Annotated in this window: 21 protein-coding genes; 7 read left to right on the plus strand and 14 right to left on the minus strand. The window is 48.7% G+C overall.

The genetic code is table 11. The features are described from left to right. Nucleotides 1-52: 52 nt before the first annotated feature. From nanA to zapE, 7 genes are all read right to left on the minus strand, one after another. A complete protein-coding gene (nanA, locus tag C1192_RS13880) occupies nucleotides 53-946 on the minus strand; it encodes an N-acetylneuraminate lyase (RefSeq protein WP_038354555.1) in 894 nt (297 codons plus the stop codon). Between the two features lie 123 nt (nucleotides 947-1,069). Then, nucleotides 1,070-1,852, minus strand: coding sequence for a transcriptional regulator NanR (gene nanR / locus C1192_RS13885; protein WP_000990909.1), 783 nt, complete (start codon nucleotides 1,850-1,852; stop codon nucleotides 1,070-1,072). A 116-nt stretch (nucleotides 1,853-1,968) separates the two neighbouring features. Then, the gene (sspB, locus tag C1192_RS13890; protein ID WP_000366123.1) at nucleotides 1,969-2,466 is read right to left on the minus strand and encodes a ClpXP protease specificity-enhancing factor; all 498 of its coding nucleotides are present in this window, start codon (nucleotides 2,464-2,466) and stop codon (nucleotides 1,969-1,971) included. Nucleotides 2,467-2,471: 5 nt separating this feature from the next. Continuing rightward, nucleotides 2,472-3,110, minus strand: a complete 639-nt coding sequence (sspA, locus tag C1192_RS13895; protein WP_000257293.1) for a stringent starvation protein SspA — start codon at nucleotides 3,108-3,110, stop codon at nucleotides 2,472-2,474. A 394-nt stretch (nucleotides 3,111-3,504) separates the two neighbouring features. Then, on the minus strand, nucleotides 3,505-3,897 hold the full coding sequence (gene rpsI, locus C1192_RS13910; RefSeq protein ID WP_000829818.1) for a 30S ribosomal protein S9: 393 nt from the start codon (nucleotides 3,895-3,897) through the stop codon (nucleotides 3,505-3,507). A 15-nt stretch (nucleotides 3,898-3,912) separates the two neighbouring features. Then, entirely contained in the window at nucleotides 3,913-4,341 is a 429-nt protein-coding gene (gene rplM / locus C1192_RS13915; RefSeq protein ID WP_001517180.1) for a 50S ribosomal protein L13, read from the minus strand. 274 nt (nucleotides 4,342-4,615) lie between these two features. After that, nucleotides 4,616-5,740, minus strand: coding sequence for a cell division protein ZapE (zapE, locus tag C1192_RS13920; RefSeq protein WP_001517181.1), 1,125 nt, complete (start codon nucleotides 5,738-5,740; stop codon nucleotides 4,616-4,618). 193 nt (nucleotides 5,741-5,933) lie between these two features. Here zapE and zapG point away from each other — a divergent pair, with 193 nt between their 5' ends. The 4 genes from zapG to C1192_RS13940 all read left to right on the plus strand — a co-directional run bounded on the left by zapG (nucleotide 5,934) and on the right by C1192_RS13940 (nucleotide 10,325). Beyond that, complete coding sequence (gene zapG, locus C1192_RS13925; protein ID WP_001517182.1) at nucleotides 5,934-6,332, plus strand: Z-ring associated protein ZapG; 399 nt, start codon at nucleotides 5,934-5,936, stop codon at nucleotides 6,330-6,332. 154 nt (nucleotides 6,333-6,486) lie between these two features. Then, on the plus strand, nucleotides 6,487-7,854 hold the full coding sequence (gene degQ / locus C1192_RS13930; protein WP_038354556.1) for a serine endoprotease DegQ: 1,368 nt from the start codon (nucleotides 6,487-6,489) through the stop codon (nucleotides 7,852-7,854). Between the two features lie 89 nt (nucleotides 7,855-7,943). Continuing rightward, on the plus strand, nucleotides 7,944-9,011 hold the full coding sequence (gene degS, locus C1192_RS13935; RefSeq protein WP_038354557.1) for an outer membrane-stress sensor serine endopeptidase DegS: 1,068 nt from the start codon (nucleotides 7,944-7,946) through the stop codon (nucleotides 9,009-9,011). Between the two features lie 105 nt (nucleotides 9,012-9,116). Further along, complete coding sequence (locus C1192_RS13940; RefSeq protein ID WP_103194764.1) at nucleotides 9,117-10,325, plus strand: IS256-like element IS1414 family transposase; 1,209 nt, start codon at nucleotides 9,117-9,119, stop codon at nucleotides 10,323-10,325. A 62-nt stretch (nucleotides 10,326-10,387) separates the two neighbouring features. On the opposite strand, the gene speG is transcribed toward C1192_RS13940, so the two are convergent. Together speG and C1192_RS13950 are read right to left on the minus strand one after the other, a co-directional pair. Continuing rightward, entirely contained in the window at nucleotides 10,388-10,948 is a 561-nt protein-coding gene (gene speG / locus C1192_RS13945; protein ID WP_000199502.1) for a spermidine N1-acetyltransferase, read from the minus strand. A 34-nt stretch (nucleotides 10,949-10,982) separates the two neighbouring features. After that, nucleotides 10,983-11,324, minus strand: a complete 342-nt coding sequence (locus tag C1192_RS13950; protein ID WP_001027860.1) for a DUF1283 family protein — start codon at nucleotides 11,322-11,324, stop codon at nucleotides 10,983-10,985. Between the two features lie 134 nt (nucleotides 11,325-11,458). Between C1192_RS13950 and C1192_RS13955 the strand changes: the two genes are divergently transcribed. The 3 genes from C1192_RS13955 to C1192_RS13965 all read left to right on the plus strand — a co-directional run bounded on the left by C1192_RS13955 (nucleotide 11,459) and on the right by C1192_RS13965 (nucleotide 14,246). Then, nucleotides 11,459-11,785: a YnfA family protein gene (locus tag C1192_RS13955; protein WP_001516354.1), complete on the plus strand. Its 327-nt coding sequence runs from the start codon at nucleotides 11,459-11,461 to the stop codon at nucleotides 11,783-11,785. Between the two features lie 215 nt (nucleotides 11,786-12,000). Next, the gene (gene rspA, locus C1192_RS13960; RefSeq protein WP_038354787.1) at nucleotides 12,001-13,215 is read left to right on the plus strand and encodes a starvation-sensing protein RspA; all 1,215 of its coding nucleotides are present in this window, start codon (nucleotides 12,001-12,003) and stop codon (nucleotides 13,213-13,215) included. 11 nt (nucleotides 13,216-13,226) lie between these two features. Further along, nucleotides 13,227-14,246 carry a Zn-dependent oxidoreductase gene (locus C1192_RS13965; RefSeq protein WP_038354786.1) on the plus strand — a complete coding sequence of 340 codons (1,020 nt, stop codon included), beginning with the start codon at nucleotides 13,227-13,229 and terminating at the stop codon, nucleotides 14,244-14,246. Between the two features lie 187 nt (nucleotides 14,247-14,433). Here the strand turns inward: C1192_RS13965 and C1192_RS13975 are convergent, their stop codons facing one another. The 5 genes from C1192_RS13975 to dicB form a co-directional block, all read right to left on the minus strand. After that, complete coding sequence (locus tag C1192_RS13975; RefSeq protein WP_000876986.1) at nucleotides 14,434-15,714, minus strand: tyrosine-type recombinase/integrase; 1,281 nt, start codon at nucleotides 15,712-15,714, stop codon at nucleotides 14,434-14,436. Nucleotides 15,715-15,748: 34 nt separating this feature from the next. Then, nucleotides 15,749-16,000: an excisionase family protein gene (locus C1192_RS13980; protein ID WP_000005552.1), complete on the minus strand. Its 252-nt coding sequence runs from the start codon at nucleotides 15,998-16,000 to the stop codon at nucleotides 15,749-15,751. Between the two features lie 72 nt (nucleotides 16,001-16,072). Next, the gene (locus C1192_RS13985) at nucleotides 16,073-18,544 is read right to left on the minus strand and encodes a 3'-5' exonuclease (RefSeq protein ID WP_038354785.1); all 2,472 of its coding nucleotides are present in this window, start codon (nucleotides 18,542-18,544) and stop codon (nucleotides 16,073-16,075) included. Between the two features lie 93 nt (nucleotides 18,545-18,637). Then, entirely contained in the window at nucleotides 18,638-18,829 is a 192-nt protein-coding gene (ydfD, locus tag C1192_RS13990) for a lysis protein YdfD (RefSeq protein WP_038354784.1), read from the minus strand. After that, nucleotides 18,826-19,014 carry a cell division inhibition protein DicB gene (gene dicB, locus C1192_RS13995; RefSeq protein WP_000854559.1) on the minus strand — a complete coding sequence of 63 codons (189 nt, stop codon included), beginning with the start codon at nucleotides 19,012-19,014 and terminating at the stop codon, nucleotides 18,826-18,828. Before dicB ends, ydfD begins: the two co-directional genes overlap by 4 nt. Nucleotides 19,015-19,339 lie beyond the last annotated feature (325 nt).

Consider the following 19,339-nt stretch of genomic DNA (forward strand, 5'->3'; position numbering starts at 1 on the left):
ACAGATGCGGTTATTTCCCCTCACCCGGTAGGGGCGGGTGAGGGAAAAGAACTCACCCGCGCTCTTGCATCAACTGCTGGGCCAGCGCCTTCAGTTCTGGCAGATATTTTTCATCCACCGGACCAAACGGTTTGCGACACAGCGGCACAGACACCACATCCATATAGTGCAGAACGGTTTTCAGACCGCGGAATACGCCCGTTTTAATCAGTAAATCAATGACTTTATTACATTCGGTTTGCAGTTTCTGCGCGGTCTGGATATCCCCTTCTTTCAGCGCCTTCACGATACCCTGATAACGCCATCCCATAATGTTGTAAGTACTGCCAATACCACCGTCTGCGCCCGCCAGCAGGCCGGAGGCGAAGATTTCGTCGTAACCGTTATAGAGCACCAGATCCGGATGTTCGCGACGGATCTGTTCCATCTGATAGAGATCGCCAGAGGTCTGTTTCAACGCCCCTACGCCTGGCAGCGTAACCAGGGTGTTGATCTGATCCAGACTCAGTTTTACACCGCTCAGTGCCGGAATGTTGTACACCACCATCGGCAAACCATCCGCCGAATCAATGATTGCCCGGTAGTGATCGCAGTGTTCTTCAAAGCTGAAAGGATAGTAGAACGGCGTGACCGCAGAGACAGCATCAAAGTCATAACGTTTAGCAGATGCCGCAAGTTGCTGGCTTTCCGCAGTGCTGACGCAACCTACGTGAGCGATAAGTTTAATCTTGCCTTTTGCTTCTTCAGCGACAATCTCCAGTACCTGTTCACGCTCGGAAAGGCTCTGCACAAAGGCTTCACCGGTTGAACCACCTACGTACAGGCCGTCGATGCCCTGCTGAATATTGAACTGAACCAGGCGGCGCAGACTCGCTTTATCCAGCGCTTGTTGTTGGTCAAAAGGAGTCAGGAGTGCGGCCATTACGCCACGTAAATTCGTTGCCATAAATACCTCTGAAGTGATGCTTGCCTGTTAAAAACGATATACCTTTATACCTGTTATACCAGATCAAATAAGCAACACATCATACAGAACGCTTATAATGCGATCTGCTTCACTAAAGTGGCATTATTTCTTTTTGTTTGCGGTCTGCCCGAAGGCGTGCCAGGTGGCAGAGACGCTGTTGAGATGCGATTGCAATGCGCGATCGGCTTCGTCGGGATCGTGACGCCGGATCGCATCAACGATCGCAATATGTTGCTGATAACTAACGTTGTTATGTTCGTGTAGCGCCTGGTCAGCTACTGTCGGACGAGCTGCGATCAGCCAGTCAAGCAGAGCAACGTGGATCGCCATAAAGATCGGGTTGCCAGGGATCTCCGCCAGTACGCGGTGGAAATCAACGTCTGAACGAATGAACGCAGCGTTGTTATCCAGAGATTGACTGTTGATTTCCAGTGCTTTTGCCAACAAATCGATTTGTTCATCGGTGGCATGTTCAGCCGCATAACGCACCAGGCTGGACTCAAAGAATAGACGTAGTTGTTCGAAATGGGCTATCCCACCAGGATGGGAAAGGAAATCTTTCGCCATACCGGATAGCTCACCAATGATGGTATCCGCGGAAGGACGCGAGACGCGAGCGCGTTCGCCGTTATTAATTTGTACCAAACCTTTGCGCTTTAACGCCGCCAGCGCTTCACGCACCGAAGGACGCCCAACGTTAAAGAACGCCATAAGTTCGCGTTCAGACGGCAGTTGCTCACCTTCGCCAAATTCGCGACGGCGGATCATCTGCTCCAGCTCTTCTTCCACCATTTCGGAGAGTTTTTTACGCGCCAGCGGACGACGACGCAAGTTACGACCGATAGTAGCCGGAGAATCTTCTGCTTGCGGATCAAATGCGTTCATAGGGCTCTTCTGGGAAAATATGTTGACGGATAATAGCGAAGTTATCGTAACACAGTATTAAAATCAGGCGAAAAGAAGGTAGATAGCAAAACAGGCCACATGGGCCTGTTTATCATTTATTTCACAACCCGCAATGCCGGGCGACCACCGCGGGGGGGCTGCGGAGGTTCATCGTCAGGATGATGGTCATCATCGTGATCTGGCTTATCGCCGTCAATAACCGACATAACGGTTTCATTATCTGCCGATGCTTCATCATCATTCATAATGCTGGCATCTTCGTCGTAGGCAGCTTCAGGCTCGAACATCGTTCCTGCGCCATTTTCGCGGGCGTAGATAGCCAGCACGGCAGCCAGCGGTACTGAAACCTGGCGCGGAATGCCACCAAAGCGCGCGTTAAAGCGCACTTCATCATTCGCCAGTTCCAGATTACCAACTGCACGCGGCGCAATATTGAGTACGATTTGCCCGTCACGCGCATATTCCATAGGAACCTGCACGCCAGGGAGCGTCACATCCACCACCAAGTGCGGCGTGAGCTGGTTATCCAGCAACCACTCATAGAATGCACGCAGCAGATAGGGACGACGTGGTGTTAGCTGTGACAAATCCATACAGATTAACTCCGGCCCAGACGCATTTCACGTTCTGCTTCAGTTAAAGAAGCAAGGAAAGAGTCACGCTCAAAGACACGAGTCATATAGCCTTTCAGCTCTTTCGCACCCGGGCCGCTGAACTCGATGCCCAGTTGCGGCAGACGCCACAGCAGCGGAGCAAGGTAGCAATCGACCAGGCTGAACTCATCGCTCAGGAAGTACGGTTTCTGACCGAAGACCGGCGCGATGGCCAGCAGTTCTTCGCGCAGTTGCTTACGTGCGGCATCCGCTTCAGAGGCTGAACCGTTGATGATGGTGTTCATCAGCGTGTACCAGTCTTTTTCGATGCGGTGCATGTACAGACGGCTTTCACCGCGAGCTACCGGGTAAACAGGCATCAGTGGCGGATGCGGGAAACGCTCATCCAGGTATTCCATAATGATGCGAGATTCCCACAGGGTCAGCTCACGATCCACCAGGGTCGGAACGCTCTGATTCGGGTTGAGGTCAATCAGATCCTGAGGCGGATTGTCCTTTTCCACGTGTTCGATCTCGAAACTTACACCTTTCTCAGCCAGCACAATGCGGACCTGATGGCTATAGATGTCAGTAGGACCGGAAAACAGCGTCATTACCGAACGTTTGTTGGCAGCGACAGCCATGAAAACCTCCAGGTATAGTCAGAATTTTTACTGCTACCAGCCACCAAGTGGCCGGTCAGAAGTTATGTTACCCAATGAGGAATTGCCTTCACTGTTCGAAAATCAAACAAAAAATGAGCAATACTCGACATTTGGGCAGAAAATTGGATGATAGTTTACCAGATTTTGCGACCTTTGTGGTAAGTCGATGCCGGAAATGGGGAAAAAGAGATGTTTCTTAGTCTGAAATGGTTGACTTAATCCCTTATCAGCGATGTTGTTTTTGCCTTTACCACCTGTTGGGTGGCAGTAAAAAGCACGTTTTCTGTTTTTACACAGATTCAGACTTAAGCTATAAAAAAACCCGCCGGAGCGGGTTTTTTCGCAAATTGTATTCTGCCGAAGCAGAAAGCAATTAACGTTTGGAGAACTGCGGACGACGACGTGCTTTACGCAGACCGACTTTCTTACGTTCAACCTGACGAGCGTCACGAGTAACGAAGCCAGCTTTACGCAGTTCAGAACGCAGGGACTCGTCGTACTCCATCAGAGCGCGGGTGATACCGTGACGGATCGCACCAGCCTGACCAGAGATACCACCACCTTTAACGGTGATGTACAGATCCAGTTTCTCAACCATGTCGACCAGTTCCAGCGGCTGACGAACTACCATGCGGGCAGTTTCACGACCGAAGTACTGTTCCAGAGAACGTTGGTTGATAACGATTTTGCCGTTGCCCGGTTTGATGAAAACGCGAGCTGCGGAACTTTTGCGGCGACCAGTGCCGTAGTATTGATTTTCAGCCATTGCCTATAATCCCGATTAGATGTCAAGAACTTGCGGTTGCTGTGCCGCGTGGTTGTGCTCGTTACCCGCGTAAACTTTCAGTTTACGGAACATAGCACGACCCAGCGGGCCTTTTGGCAACATGCCTTTAACCGCGATTTCAATCACACGCTCAGGACGGCGAGCAATCATCTCTTCAAAGGTCGCTTGTTTGATACCACCGATGTGACCGGTGTGGTGATAGTACACTTTGTCAGTACGCTTGTTGCCGGTTACAGCAACTTTGTCAGCGTTCAGAACGATGATGTAATCACCAGTATCTACGTGCGGAGTGTATTCCGCTTTATGCTTACCGCGCAGGCGCAGAGCCAGTTCGGAAGCCAGACGGCCCAGAGTTTTACCGGTCGCGTCAACAACATACCAGTCGCGTTTTACGGTTTCTGGTTTAGCTGTAAAAGTTTTCATTAAAAGCTTACCCAATAAATAGTTACACGTTGGTGAACACCCAAACGTCTTCAATTGTTGAGGTTCACACGACAAAGTCCGGCAAACCTACCCCTTCGAATAGCCTATGCCAGCACACAAAAAGTTTTGGGAAAAAAACTTTCTTGTAACGTGGGGTCGCAGGATTATAGAGAAGTCGGGGTCAAAGATCGACCCCTTTTTGTGATTTGTGGCAGGTTTTATCAGCAATGACGCGGTTGTTTGTACGCTGTCAGGATAAGACGTATGGCATAAATTACGCCAAATGCTCACGCGTCAAATACTCTTCGCTTTGCATTTCCTGCAAACGTGACAGACAGCGCTGAAACTCAAACTTTAGTCGCTCGCCCTGATAAATTTCGTACAAAGGGACTTCCGCGCTCACCACCAGCTTGACGTGGCGCTCGTAAAACTCATCCACCAGCGCAATAAAACGCCGCGCTTCGCTCTCCATCAACCGCGTCATGACAGGCACATCAAACAACATCACCGTGTGAAACAGACGTGAGAGCGCAATATAGTCATGCTGGCTACGGGCATCGACGCACAGCGTGGTAAATGACACTGCCAGTGTCTGGTTTTCTACGCCCATTGTCGCCAGCGGTCGATGATTGATTTCCAGTGTGGGGGATTGTTCTCGTTTTGCACCTGCCAGTGCCAGCCACAGCTTATCCATCTGTTCACGCGTTTCATCATTGAGCGGCGACAGCCACAGATGCGCCTGAGTGAGCGTGCGCAGCCGATAATCAACGCCAGCATCGACGTTCATCACATCACAATGCTGTTTAATGGCGTCGATAGCCGGAAGAAAACGCGCACGTTGTAAACCATTTCGATAAAGTTCATCCGGCGGAATATTTGACGTCGCCACCAGCGTTATACCGCGAGCAAACAACGCTTTCATCAGGCCGCCCAGCAGCATAGCATCGGTAATATCCGAGACAAAAAATTCGTCAAAACAGAGCACATCGGTTTCAGCTTTGAAACGATCAGCAATAATTTCCAGCGGATCGCTCTGCCCCTGCAATGTGGTTAATTCTTCATGCACACGTAGCATAAAACGGTGAAAGTGCAGGCGCTGTTTTCGCTCTCCCGGCAAACTTTGATAGAACAGATCCATCAACCAGGTTTTTCCACGTCCTACACCGCCCCACATATATAAGCCACGCACCGGCGCGTTGCTTGTATCTTCACGTTTACCCCACAGCTTACCGACCCGCGCCATTATCCCGCTCACCCTGGCGGCTGGCGGCGTGCTACTGATGAGTTCCTGATAAATAATTTCCAGGCGACTGACAGCCTCTTTTTGTACGTCGTCGGGTTGATGGCTGCCTTCATTGAGCGCCTTCAGGTATTGCGATGTCGGGGTAACGCTTTGCATGATGTTATTGTTATTCCTTGAATAATCGGTGTACCGTTGTTCACGGTTGACGAAAAAAAGGCCGTTCTACACTACGCGATATGCAGTCGGGATTCCACTTCTGTGGAATTAACGGTTATAGTGGCATAATCAGCCGCAGGCATGGAGCCTGAAGCCAACACCCTACGGAAACAAAAGACAACGGGAGATGTTCATGACCTGGGAATATGCGCTAATTGGGTTAGTCGTCGGCATCATTATTGGTGCTGTGGCCATGCGTTTTGGTAATCGCAAGTTACGCCAGCAACAGGCGTTACAGTACGAACTGGAAAAAAATAAAGCTGAACTGGACGAGTATCGCGAAGAGCTGGTTAACCACTTTGCCCGCAGTGCGGAATTGCTGGATACCATGGCGCACGACTATCGCCAGCTATATCAACACATGGCGAAAAGCTCCAGCAGCCTGCTACCGGAACTGTCCGCAGAAGCCAACCCGTTCCGCAATCGTCTGGCCGAGTCTGAAGCCGGCAACGATCAGGCTCCAGTGCAGATGCCGCGTGACTATTCTGAAGGCGCATCCGGTCTGCTGCGTACTGGCGCGAAGCGCGACTAATTTATTTTTCGGGCGCAGCCATTGCGCCCTCCTCTTCTCCCGCCTCCGACTATCATTTAATTTGATGTCTCATTGTTAGCCATCTGAAAATTCAATAACATCAAACTGTTTTGAATCTTTTTTTCTTATCATTCAGGTACGAGAGCAGGAATAAATGAAAAAACAAACCCAGCTGTTGAGTGCATTAGCGTTAAGTGTCGGGTTAACTCTCTCGGCGCCGTTTCAGACCATCGCATCGATTCCCGCTCAGGTTGCCGGTCAAGCGCCACTGCCCAGTCTGGCCCCGATGCTGGAAAAAGTGCTTCCCGCGGTAGTAAGCGTTCGAGTCGAAGGAACCGCCAGCCAGGAGCAGAAAATTCCGGAAGAATTCAAAAAGTTTTTTGGTGATGATTTACCGGATCAACCAGCGCAACCCTTCGAAGGTTTAGGCTCCGGCGTCATTATCAATGCCAGTAAAGGTTATGTGCTGACCAACAACCATGTCATTAATCAGGCGCAGAAAATCAGTATTCAGCTCAATGACGGGCGTGAGTTTGATGCGAAGCTGATTGGCGGCGATGACCAGAGCGACATTGCCCTGCTGCAAATCCAGAATCCTGGCAAGTTAACGCAGATCGCCATTGCCGACTCCGATAAACTGCGCGTCGGTGATTTTGCTGTCGCGGTCGGTAACCCGTTTGGACTCGGGCAAACCGCTACCTCCGGGATTGTTTCCGCATTAGGTCGCAGCGGGTTGAATCTTGAAGGTCTGGAAAACTTTATCCAGACCGATGCCTCCATTAACCGTGGTAACTCCGGCGGTGCGCTGTTAAACCTTAACGGTGAATTAATTGGTATCAACACAGCAATCCTTGCTCCTGGCGGTGGTAGCGTCGGGATTGGTTTTGCCATTCCGAGTAATATGGCCCGCACCCTGGCACAGCAACTTATCGACTTCGGTGAAATCAAACGCGGCCTGTTAGGTATCAAAGGTACAGAGATGAGTGCCGATATCGCTAAAGCCTTCAACCTTGACGTACAACGCGGAGCATTTGTCAGCGAAGTGCTACCAGGTTCTGGCTCAGCAAAAGCGGGCGTGAAAGCGGGAGATATTATTACCAGCCTCAATGGCAAACCACTTAATAGCTTTGCCGAGTTGCGTTCGCGCATCGCGACCACCGAGCCGGGCACGAAAGTGAAGCTCGGTCTGCTGCGTAACGGCAAGCCGCTGGAAGTGGAAGTGACCCTCGATACCAGCTCGTCATCATCCGCCAGTGCTGAGATGATCACACCAGCGCTGGAAGGCGCAACGTTGAGCGATGGTCAGCTAAAAGATGGCAGCAAAGGCATTAAGATCGATGAAGTAGTTAAGGGTAGCCCTGCCGCCCAGGCTGGTTTGCAAAAAGACGATGTGATCATTGGCGTAAACCGCGATCGGGTGAACTCAATTGCTGAAATGCGCAAAGTGCTGGCAACCAAACCGGCCATCATCGCCCTGCAGATTGTACGCGGCAATGAAAGCATCTACTTACTAATGCGTTAATGTCGCAAACCGGGCATCAGGCTGACGTGTGATGTCCGGTTAACTCGTGGTATGCTGCTGCCGTTCCCTTTATTAACGACGCCTCCATCATGTTTGTGAAGCTCTTACGTTCCGTTGCGATTGGATTAATTGTCGGCGCTATTCTGCTGGTTGCCATGCCTTCGCTGCGCAGCATTAACCCGCTTTCCACGCCGCAATTCGACAGTACCGATGAGACGCCTGCCAGCTATAATCTGGCGGTTCGCCGCGCTGCGCCAGCAGTAGTCAACGTCTATAACCGTGGTTTAAATACGACCTCACACAATCAGCTTGAGATCCGCACGCTGGGATCTGGTGTGATCATGGATCAACGCGGTTATATCATCACCAACAAACACGTGATCAACGACGCCGATCAGATCATCGTCGCCTTACAGGATGGTCGTGTTTTTGAAGCGTTACTGGTGGGATCTGACTCTCTGACCGATCTGGCAGTGCTTAAAATTAATGCCACTGGCGGTTTACCCACTATCCCAATTAATGCTCGTCGCGTACCGCACATTGGCGATGTGGTGCTGGCGATCGGTAACCCGTACAACCTCGGACAAACCATTACTCAGGGGATTATCAGCGCCACGGGTCGAATCGGCCTGAACCCAACCGGACGGCAAAACTTCCTGCAAACCGATGCCTCCATTAACCACGGTAACTCCGGCGGCGCGCTGGTTAACTCGCTGGGCGAATTGATGGGCATCAACACGCTGTCGTTTGATAAGAGTAACGATGGCGCAACGCCGGAAGGTATCGGCTTTGCAATTCCCTTCCAGTTAGCGACCAAAATTATGGATAAGTTGATCCGCGATGGTCGCGTGATCCGTGGCTACATTGGTATCGGTGGACGCGAGATTGCTCCTCTGCACGCCCAGGGTGGCGGCATCGATCAACTGCAAGGGATCGTGGTTAATGAAGTGTCACCTGATGGCCCGGCAGCTAACGCGGGTATCCAGGTCAACGATCTGATTATCTCTGTGGATAACAAACCGGCCATCTCTGCTCTGGAGACGATGGATCAGGTAGCAGAAATTCGCCCTGGTTCGGTGATCCCGGTTGTAGTGATGCGTGACGATAAGCAGTTAACGTTGCAGGTTACGATTCAGGAATATCCGGCGACCAATTAAGGCCGGAGTTAAGCACAAAAAACCGGAGACGTTGAGCCTGTACATAGATTTGTGTAATTGCCTGATTTTGATATGTTCAATCCAGCATCAAATGAAGGTTAATTTATGGACGAAAAACAGTTACAGGCTCTGGCTAACGAACTGGCCAAAAACCTCAAAACCCCTGAAGACCTCAGTCAGTTTGATCGGCTGCTGAAAAAGCTCAGCGTTGAAGCCGCTCTCAATGCAGAGATGACACACCATCCTGGGTATGAGAAAAATCAGTCCAGACCAGGAGCTAACTCCCGCAACGGTTTTTCCACAAAGACCGTTATCACAGGCGACGGTCCACTGGAACTGCGTACTCCGCGCGATCGTGACGGTACCTTCGAACCACAACTGGTAAAGAAAAATCAGACCCGTATTACCGGGATGGATAACCAGATCCTCTCGTTGTATGCCAAAGGGATGACCACCCGTGAGATAGCTGCTGCGTTCAAAGAACTGTATGACGCAGATGTTTCACCGGCACTGATATCAAAGGTTACCGATGCCGTGATGGAGCAGGTTGTAGAATGGCAAAACCGACCACTGGATGCTGTTTACCCCATTGTTTATCTTGACTGTATCGTCCTGAAAGTTCGGCAGGACAGTCGCGTCATCAACAAATCGGTGTTCCTGGCACTGGGCATCAATATCGAAGGTCAGAAAGAACTGCTGGGTATGTGGCTGGCCGAAAATGAAGGGGCGAAGTTCTGGCTCAATGTGCTGACTGAACTGAAAAACCGCGGTCTGAACGATATCCTCATCGCCTGTGTGGATGGCCTGAAAGGCTTCCCGGATGCCATCAACACAGTATATCCGAAGGCCCGCATCCAGTTATGCATCGTGCATATGGTGCGCAACAGCCTGCGCTTCGTGTCATGGAAGGACTACAAAGCCGTCACTCGCGACCTGAAAGCGATTTATCAGGCTCCCACGGAAGAGGCAGGCCAGCAGGCACTGGAAGCGTTCGCTGCGGCCTGGGACTGTCGCTATCCTCAGATAAGCCGAAGCTGGCAGGCTAACTGGCCGAATCTTGCCACGTTCTTCGCTTATCCAACGGACATCCGCAAAGTGATCTATACGACGAATGCCATCGAGTCGCTAAACAGCGTGATCCGCCATGCGCTCAAAAAGCGTAAAGTGTTCCCGACAGACGACTCGGTGAAAAAAGTGGTGTGGCTGGCAATCCAGTCTGCGTCCCAGAAATGGACGATGCCGTTGAAGGACTGGCGAATGGCAATGAGCCGCTTTATTATCGAGTTCGGTGACCGCCTGGACGGTCACTTCTGAGAAAAGGCATTTACACAGAATCTTAAACAGGCTCTCAAAAATACCATTGATTATTATTAATGCTATTGCGCGGTCGGTTTCAGTAGAGTCTGCCCCTGCGTTTTATGTTCCGCCAGATACTGATGCTGGAATATGCACATGCGAATGGCATTGCGATATTGACCGTTAATAAAGAATTCATGCATCAGTTCACCTTCGACCGTAAAACCGAGCTTACGGTAAATATGAATCGCTTTTTCATTCTCTTTATCGACGATCAGATAAAGTTTATAGAGATTAAGAACAGTGAAGCCATAATCCATCGCTAATGTCGCGGCGCGGGTTGCCAGACCTTTACCCTGGTATTCCGGGGAGATGATTATCTGAAATTCAGCGCGGCGATGGACGTGGTTAATTTCCACCAGCTCTACCAGACCGGCTTTTTCGCCATCACATTCCACGACGAAACGGCGTTCACTCTGATCGTGAATATGTTTATCGTACAGATCAGAGAGTTCAACGAAGGCTTCGTAGGGTTCCTCAAACCAGTAACGCATTACGCTGGCGTTATTGTCGAGTTGATGCACATAGCGTAAATCTTCACGCTCCAGCGGACGTAGCTTAACACTGTGGGCGCTTGTCATAACGTGTCCTTACATTCCTTATATCAATAACAGGTTAGGGGATGATTACGCGGCCAGTACGACGGTCCAGACAGCGTAAAGTATTCGGCTCCCAGTAGGCATTAATGTTGGCACTCTGCTCACATTTATCGCGGTTATCGAATGCGGCGTCAGCTTTATCCCATTCTTTCTCGGTGCGTTTGTTGACTTTCTGACGCAGATTACGCGTGTCATTCCATTGCTCTTTTTCCATCGCCGCCTGCTGGCGACTCTGTGCGCTGTCGCCAGATTCAATCACCAGTTTGTTAGTTTCTGCATGAGTAGTTGCGCTAAATGCCAGTGCGCAAGGCAGCAGAAAAGCGAGCAGGCTGAGTTTTTTGCAGAGAGTGATATTCATGATTCATTCCTTGTATGAATGATTAAAGGCGATTTTACACGATCCACTGTGAACACGAAACGTAACAGAAGGATGTATATGTTGATGATATTATGTCGCCCTATAAATATACATGATGTCAATAAGTGACAAAGATGATTAAAACAACATTACTGTTTTTTGTTACTGCCCTGTGTGAAATCATGGGTTGCTTTTTACCCTGGTTATGGCTGAAACGAAATGCCAGCGTCTGGCTGTTGGTTCCGGCGGGGATTTCCCTGGCGCTGTTTGTCTGGCTGTTAACGTTACATCCCGCAGCAAGTGGGCGAGTTTATGCGGCTTATGGTGGCGTTTATGTCTGTACGGCGTTGATTTGGCTGCGTGTGGTGGATGGGGTGAAGCTCAGTCTCTACGACTGGACAGGCGCGATAATTGCGCTTTGCGGTATGTTGATTATTGTTGCTGGCTGGGGACGTGCCTGATTTTTCTGGTCTATAAGATATTTTATTATCAATGACATACGCGTTTTCAGGGCACTGAAAAACAATAAGCTTTGACTATTTTTAGAACTATTCATGGCGCAAATATGCGCTTTTTTTTGTGATCGTTCTGGCTTTTTTTGATCTTCATACTTGTATGGTAGTAGCTCAGTTGCGTAGATTTCATGCATCACGATAAGCGATGCAAGGAATAGAACATGAAGATTGTAGGGGCTGAAGTTTTTGTTACCTGTCCGGGGCGTAATTTCGTCACCTTAAAAATCACCACCGAGGACGGTATTACCGGTCTTGGTGATGCCACTCTCAACGGACGCGAGCTTTCCGTTGCGTCCTATTTGCAGGATCACCTGTGTCCGCAACTTATAGGCCGCGATGCCCACCGTATCGAAGATATCTGGCAGTTTTTCTATAAAGGTGCTTACTGGCGTCGCGGCCCGGTGACTATGTCGGCCATTTCAGCCGTTGATATGGCGCTATGGGACATTAAAGCCAAAGCTGCCAACATGCCGCTTTACCAGTTACTCGGCGGCGCGTCTCGCGAAGGGGTGATGGTCTATTGCCATACCACCGGTCACAGTATTGATGAGGCACTGGATGATTATGCCCGTCATCAGGAACTGGGATTCAAGGCCATCCGCGTGCAGTGCGGTATTCCTGGCATGAAAACGACTTACGGTATGTCCAAAGGAAAAGGGCAGGCCTATGAACCTGCGACCAAAGGGCAGTGGCCAGAAGAGCAGTTGTGGTCAACGGAAAAATATCTCGACTTCATGCCAAAACTGTTCGACGCGGTACGTAACAAGTTTGGTTTTGATGAACATTTGCTGCATGACATGCATCATCGCTTAACGCCTATTGAAGCGGCGCGCTTTGGTAAAAGCATTGAAGATTTTCGCATGTTCTGGATGGAAGATCCGACCCCCGCAGAAAACCAGGAGTGTTTCCGTCTGATTCGCCAACATACCGTCACGCCAATTGCGGTGGGTGAAGTCTTCAATAGCATTTGGGACTGTAAACAGCTCATTGAAGAGCAACTTATCGACTATATCCGTACCACGCTGACCCATGCAGGCGGCATTACCGGTATGCGTCGGATTGCGGATTTTGCTTCGCTTTATCAGGTGCGCACATGCTCACACGGCCCTTCCGATTTGTCACCAGTCTGCATGGCTGCGGCTTTGCACTTTGACCTGTGGGTGCCGAATTTTGGCGTACAAGAATACATGGGCTACTCAGAACAAATGCTCGAAGTGTTCCCGCACAACTGGAGCTTCGATAACGGCTATATGCATCCGGGTGACAAGCCAGGTATTGGCATCGAGTTCGATGAAAAGCTGGCGGCGAAATATCCCTACGAACCTGCTTATCTGCCAGTCGCACGTCTGGAAGATGGCACGTTATGGAACTGGTAAGGAGTAAAATAATGAAAAGCATCTTAATTGAAAAACCGAATCAACTGGCGATTATCGAACGGGAAATACCTACCCCATCAGCGGGTGAAGTGCGAGTAAAAGTGAAACTCGCCGGGATTTGTGGATCGGATAGTCATATTTATCGCGGTCATAATCCATTTGCGAAATATCCGCGCGTCATTGGGCACGAGTTTTTTGGCGTGATTGATGCCGTAGGTGAAGGCGTAGTGAACACCAGAGTTGGCGAACGTGTTGCGGTAGATCCGGTAGTCAGTTGCGGACATTGTTATCCGTGTTCAATTGGTAAGCCGAACGTCTGCACAACGCTAGCAGTATTAGGTGTTCACACCGACGGCGGTTTTAGCGAATATGCGGTAGTTCCGGCAAAAAACGCGTGGAAAATTCCCGATGCAGTGGCTGATAAATTCGCGGTAATGATCGAACCCTTTACCATTGCGGCGAACGTTACCGGACACGGTCAACCGACTGAAGATGACACCGTGCTGGTTTATGGCGCAGGTCCAATTGGTCTGACTATTGTTCAGGTATTAAAGGGGGTCTATAACGTTAAAAATGTGATTGTTGCCGATCGCATTGATGAACGACTGGACAAAGCGAAAGAGAGCGGAGCAGATTGGGCGATTAATAACAGCCAGACACCGCTTGGCGAAATATTCGCTGAAAAGGGTATTAAACCAACATTAATTATTGATGCCGCTTGTCATCCATCAATTCTGAAAGAAGCGGTTATGCTGGCATCTCCTGCGGCACGAATTGTGTTAATGGGATTCTCCAGTGAGCCGTCTGAAGTTATTCAACAGGGAATTACCGGCAAGGAACTCTCTATTTTTTCTTCTCGGTTAAATGCCAATAAATTTCCGGTGGTTATCGACTGGCTAAGCAAAGGTTTAATTAACCCTGATAAATTAATTATTCATACCTTTGATTATCAACATGTCGCTGATGCTATTTCATTATTTGAAAATGATCAAAAGCATTGCTGCAAAGTTTTACTCACTTTTTCTGAATAATATCAATAACAGCGGATAAGCAGTACGCATCTTACCTCTTATTTAGAGATAATAATTATGACAATAGAAAAACATGAAAGAAGCACTAAGGATTTAGTGAAGGCAGCGGTATCAGGATGGTTAGGTACGGCACTTGAATTTATGGATTTCAAGAGCCATGCGTGTTAACTATTTGATAAATATTAAATTAATTTTTCATTGCTTCGTTATGGGGCATGGTTGGGGCAAACTCGCTTAACTGTGTATTTAACAAAGCTACCTGTGCATTATTGTTTTCAGACATCCATTTTCCGTATACCTGAAATACCATTTGCGCATCTGCATGGCCCATCTGGTTTGCTATAAATGCCGGGTTAGCACCAGCTGTCAGCGACCAGCAGGCATAAGTATGTCTCGACTGATATGATTTTCGATGGCGGAGTCCGGCACGTTTTATCGCTGCGTCCCACATCTGCCTTATTGAGTCAACGGTAAAATGGTCACCATAATTTTTTACTCTCGCTGACACTTCAGGTTGAAAAACAAAGGTGCATTTATGTTTTTCTGTTCTGCCATACTCTCTGAGGTGAACATCAATGATATGCTCTTTGCTCAGTCTCGTTAATGTCATCTGACTCCGGAGAGCGTCGATTGCTGGCTTAATAAGATGAATGACCCGATTGGTTCCCGCCTGTGTTTTTGGTACCGTGAAACGGTCTTTTGCTAAATTTCTCCTGATCATCATTGTTCCATTTTTCAGATCTATGTCCTCCCATCCAAGTGCACACAGCTCACCAGGGCGAACGCCAGTATAAACAGAAACACACCATAAATTTTTGGCTTGCTGATTTCTGCACGCATCGATAAGACGGATGAATTCCTCCCGCGAAAGAGGATCCGGAATGGTTCTTGATTCCTTTAATGGCGAGATCCCCTTAAACGGGTTATCTGCCAGGTAACCGTTATCAACACCAAACTGGAACACGGCGTTAAGATTTGTCATGTAATTATTTACAGTTACAGCCGATCTCCCTGGTTGTGTAACAATATAGTTACTTTTGGGGATCTGGTATCCAGTCAGTAGCTCTTTACGAACCTCCAGTAATTTTTCTTTATTAATCGATGAGGCAAGATTTTTTTCACCGATTATGCTCAGGATATTTTTGATGACGGCACGGTATGTGTTGAGTGATGTTTTTGCGACTTCAGTTTCTTTCAGTGCCAGAAATTTTTCAGCCAGTTCTTTTATGGTTAAATCTTGTCGGGTCTCACCAAATTTTTCCAGATTGCGTGAGGAGGGAAACTGTTTTGCATAGTCGAAAACACCAGTTTTTATTGCGTAACAAACAGAGGCGCGTAGCTCACCTGCAACGCGCCTGTTTTTTGCTGTGTCAGGAACCCCCAGGTTTTCCCTGACTCTTACGCCTTTATAAACAAACCAGATACGTAATTTCCCTCCATGGTTTTCCACGCCTGTCGGATATTTCATTTCAACTTCTCTCATTAGTTAGTGTGGCTTTTAGTCAAGTAAGATGACGTCTTGGTCTTGCTGATGCCTGGCGCTCAATCCAGCGATCAATTTCTTCCAGGTTGTAAAAGCATGGACTGTTATCCCATGGCATACCGTCATGAGCGACATGCTTATATTCCCTTCCTTCCATAAACGATTTTTCCCGGGCCTTTTTTAACGTACCTTTTTTTATTCCTTTCAGCGCAATTAACTGCTCTTCGGATACCCATTTGCCGGGAGAGACAATCATGATTACTTCGCTCATCGATTTCTTTATCTCTTACATCAGACGAGCGCCGGTTGCAGAATACCAGTCACAACCGGCGACAGTTGAACATTAAGAATCAGCCTGACTCGGGATCAGTTTTTGCCAGATAACTGAAACGTATTTTGCCTGGTAACGGGCGTCATCAAGTGCATTATGGCGCTCACCTTCGAATGGAATAGCCGTTCTGGCATCGAAGTCTATGGCTTTCCCCAGCTCAACGATTGTGCGTACATCGCGATCGTTGTAGTAACGCCACGGGCAGGGGATCCCCTGCCGTTCGTATGAACGGCGCAAAATCGTGTTGTCGAAGTTGGCTCCATTTCCCCAGACCTGAACAAAAAATTCACCGGAGTTTTCGTCGATAAATTCCCGCAATTGTAACAGTGCATCATCTAACGGGATTTCATCGGTCATAATGGCAGATTGCGCTTCGCGTGATTGCTTAAGCCACCATTTAATGGTGTCCCGATCAATGACTCCGCCAGCAGTTTCCAGATCGATAGTCTTACTAAATTCGGGTCCCATATCTCCGGTTTGCGGATCGAAAAATATTGCACCTATTGAGATGATCGGGGCATCAGGATTTTTTCCCATGGTTTCAAGGTCGATCATTAGATGGTCACACGTCCTGCTGGTGGATGTGATTTCGTGATGACCGTTCACCTTAATTGAGTGATCTGCCGTCTCGCCAGTTTCATTATCGCTATTGTGATGCTGATTGCCGCCAGTGTTCTCCTTGTGTGGATGTTCAGCGCCTTCCATTTCCTCCGGATCATCTTCCTGAACTTCAACCTGATACTCTTCATCGAATGTTTCTTGGTATGTTGCGTCGCCCATCACCGCGCCACAATCAGGGCAGTTGCCGCCGCCGGTCTGACCGCAGGCGGTGCAGACTTTTTCCACTTCCTGTTGCGCCACTGGTTCAGGCTGTTTCGTTTCTGGCTCGTTTTGTAACGCATTTGGGCTGTTTTGTTCCGCTTTTTGGTAGTTCCGTTCCGATTCATGCTGGTTCTGGTTCACAGAATCGCGGGTCTGGATCCCCTTAACCCATTTCGGATCATTCGGGTCACTAATCCCTTCAACAAATTCACCACGTGATGCAGCAAGCAACTTATCGGCGTCAGGCTGGCTGATATTGGCTGCCTGCATAATTTTGTTTACTTCGTCAGCGGTAACTTTTATCGGCTCTGGTTGTTCTGAATCTTCAGCGGTATCTACATTTTGCGGTAAGCCCGTGTATGTGCCATTTTTTCGGGCAAAATATTCTTCTTTTGTGATTTCAGTGGCGCCAGCAGCCAGTGCCTTATCCAGACCAGAAAGTTTGTTTGCGCGACCGTATTTTTCTCCGTCCTTATCTGCGAAGAGGAAATAGAACGGCCCCTCACGCTCTACAGATGGTTCAGCTTCCGGCGCGGTTTCATTTTTTGGGATATCAGATACCTCAGTTTCCACTGCATCAGTTTGTGTTTCTGATGACTGGAGAACATCAACAGTGCCTAGGTCTGTTTCTTCATTCTCAAACACGCCCTTTGTCGTCAGGTATTCGCAGATATATTTGTTCAGTGCTACGGGATCTTTGTGAATGTCGATCGGACGCTCACGGACAAGGCCAAAAATAGTTTGGCGGTCGTAGCGAAGGGCATCAGGCTGTTTGCGCATTGATGCCGAGATACGCTTCCAGTCTTCGCGGTCGTTGTCGATAACTTCTTTTTTTGCCCAGCGATGGATGCTGCCGTCAATGTTTCCGGCATCCACATCACCAGGCCAGAGAGCGTAGGCCAGTTCGTCATCCAGTGTTTTCCATGTCTGCTTGTATTCGCGATGAATGGCAGCAATGACCGGGCTGATTTTTCCTGTTGAATTTTCAGTGTACTGTTGATTGGCTCTGGCGCGGGCGAGATCAACAACAGACGTGTATTTTCCGGTTTCCTTGCGTTCACCTTCGCGACGTTTTTTCCAGATGCGCATCTCTGCCTGAATTTCGGGCCATTTAGCACCAGGAATACATTTATGCTTAACCCACCCAATGGCGTGCAACTTAAGCTCCGGATACATGGCGTTAACTTCTGGCATTTTCATCAACGCTTCAACGATATGTCCGTCGAATGTTGCCATGTCTTCCTGCAACAATTCCTGTGCGCTAATAACCATATCAACGGTGATGTTTTCACATGTGTCGAACTTAACCATGACAGCGTTCTGTACTTCAGGGGCCAGCTTGTCAAAAGTGACGTTCATCGGATCGGATTCAGTCTCAACCGGGACAAAAGAAGCAGACTCCTCATCCCAGCGGTTTTCCTGCATATATTCAGCATCCCATGAATCGAGGGCAGGGCGGGGTATGCCAGGTTTATCCTCGCAGACAATAAATTTATAAGCGCAGTCCTGAGCAGCCGGATAATGTTCCAGGAACTGCCAGTGAAATTTTGCTCGAGCACGGCGTTCGTCGCCAGCTTCAATGGCTGTGGCTACAGCCACAGCGCCTTCTTCCCTTGTTGCCAGTTCGTCAGGAATAGCGGCGCAAATAAAGACTTTACTCATTTTGTTTTAACCTCATGACAGATTTAAGGATGAACAAATCCCTGCCATTGCTGGCATATAAGAATGAAACCGGATATTTATTACGGAACTGTTTTAAAGACCTGCCGGGATTTCGATATTATCCAGGTGAATAACTTTATCGACCGGGTAACAGTTACCGGGAATTTTCTGTTCGGTTGCTGCAGTCATACACTCCTGCATTGTCCTGTGAACACTGACTGCAATATCAACTGGCTCTCCGGAAACAAGAAAAACTGTCAGAACAAGCGCAAATGCTGAATTCATTGTGCACATCCTTTTGGCATCAGACGTAAACGAGCCAGCATTGAAACAATGCATATTTTATTTAATAGCTCCCGTTCTTGTTTTCTCTTGTTAATGGCATCTTCAGTAAATACAGGGTTACTGATAGTGACACCAATTTCAAAACAACCTTCAGACGTATTAACGTTTGGTAATAACGTTTTCATTATCGCGTCCTCAACAATGAATTTTGTGATGCAGTGCCTGGTGCCTCCAGGTGACGTTAACCAGTTAACAATTAACGCCGGATACAGAGAATCCACCCATAACACTGTTTTTGGTTTTAACTGTTCCGCGTGCGCTTAGCCGCATTCACCGCATCACAAAATTCACTTTAAAAACGGCGGCAGAGCAGTCACGGAGTAAAACTGATACCGCCAAACGTCACCAGAAAATTGATAACAGAGGGCGTTGCAGCGGGGTTGTCACTTAAGCGTATGGTCAACCTGACAACTCGGTGTCCTCAACGGGGAAGGAATAACCCCGCCATAC

It is taken from the genome of Escherichia marmotae (assembly GCF_002900365.1).
Taxonomy (GTDB): domain Bacteria; phylum Pseudomonadota; class Gammaproteobacteria; order Enterobacterales; family Enterobacteriaceae; genus Escherichia; species Escherichia marmotae.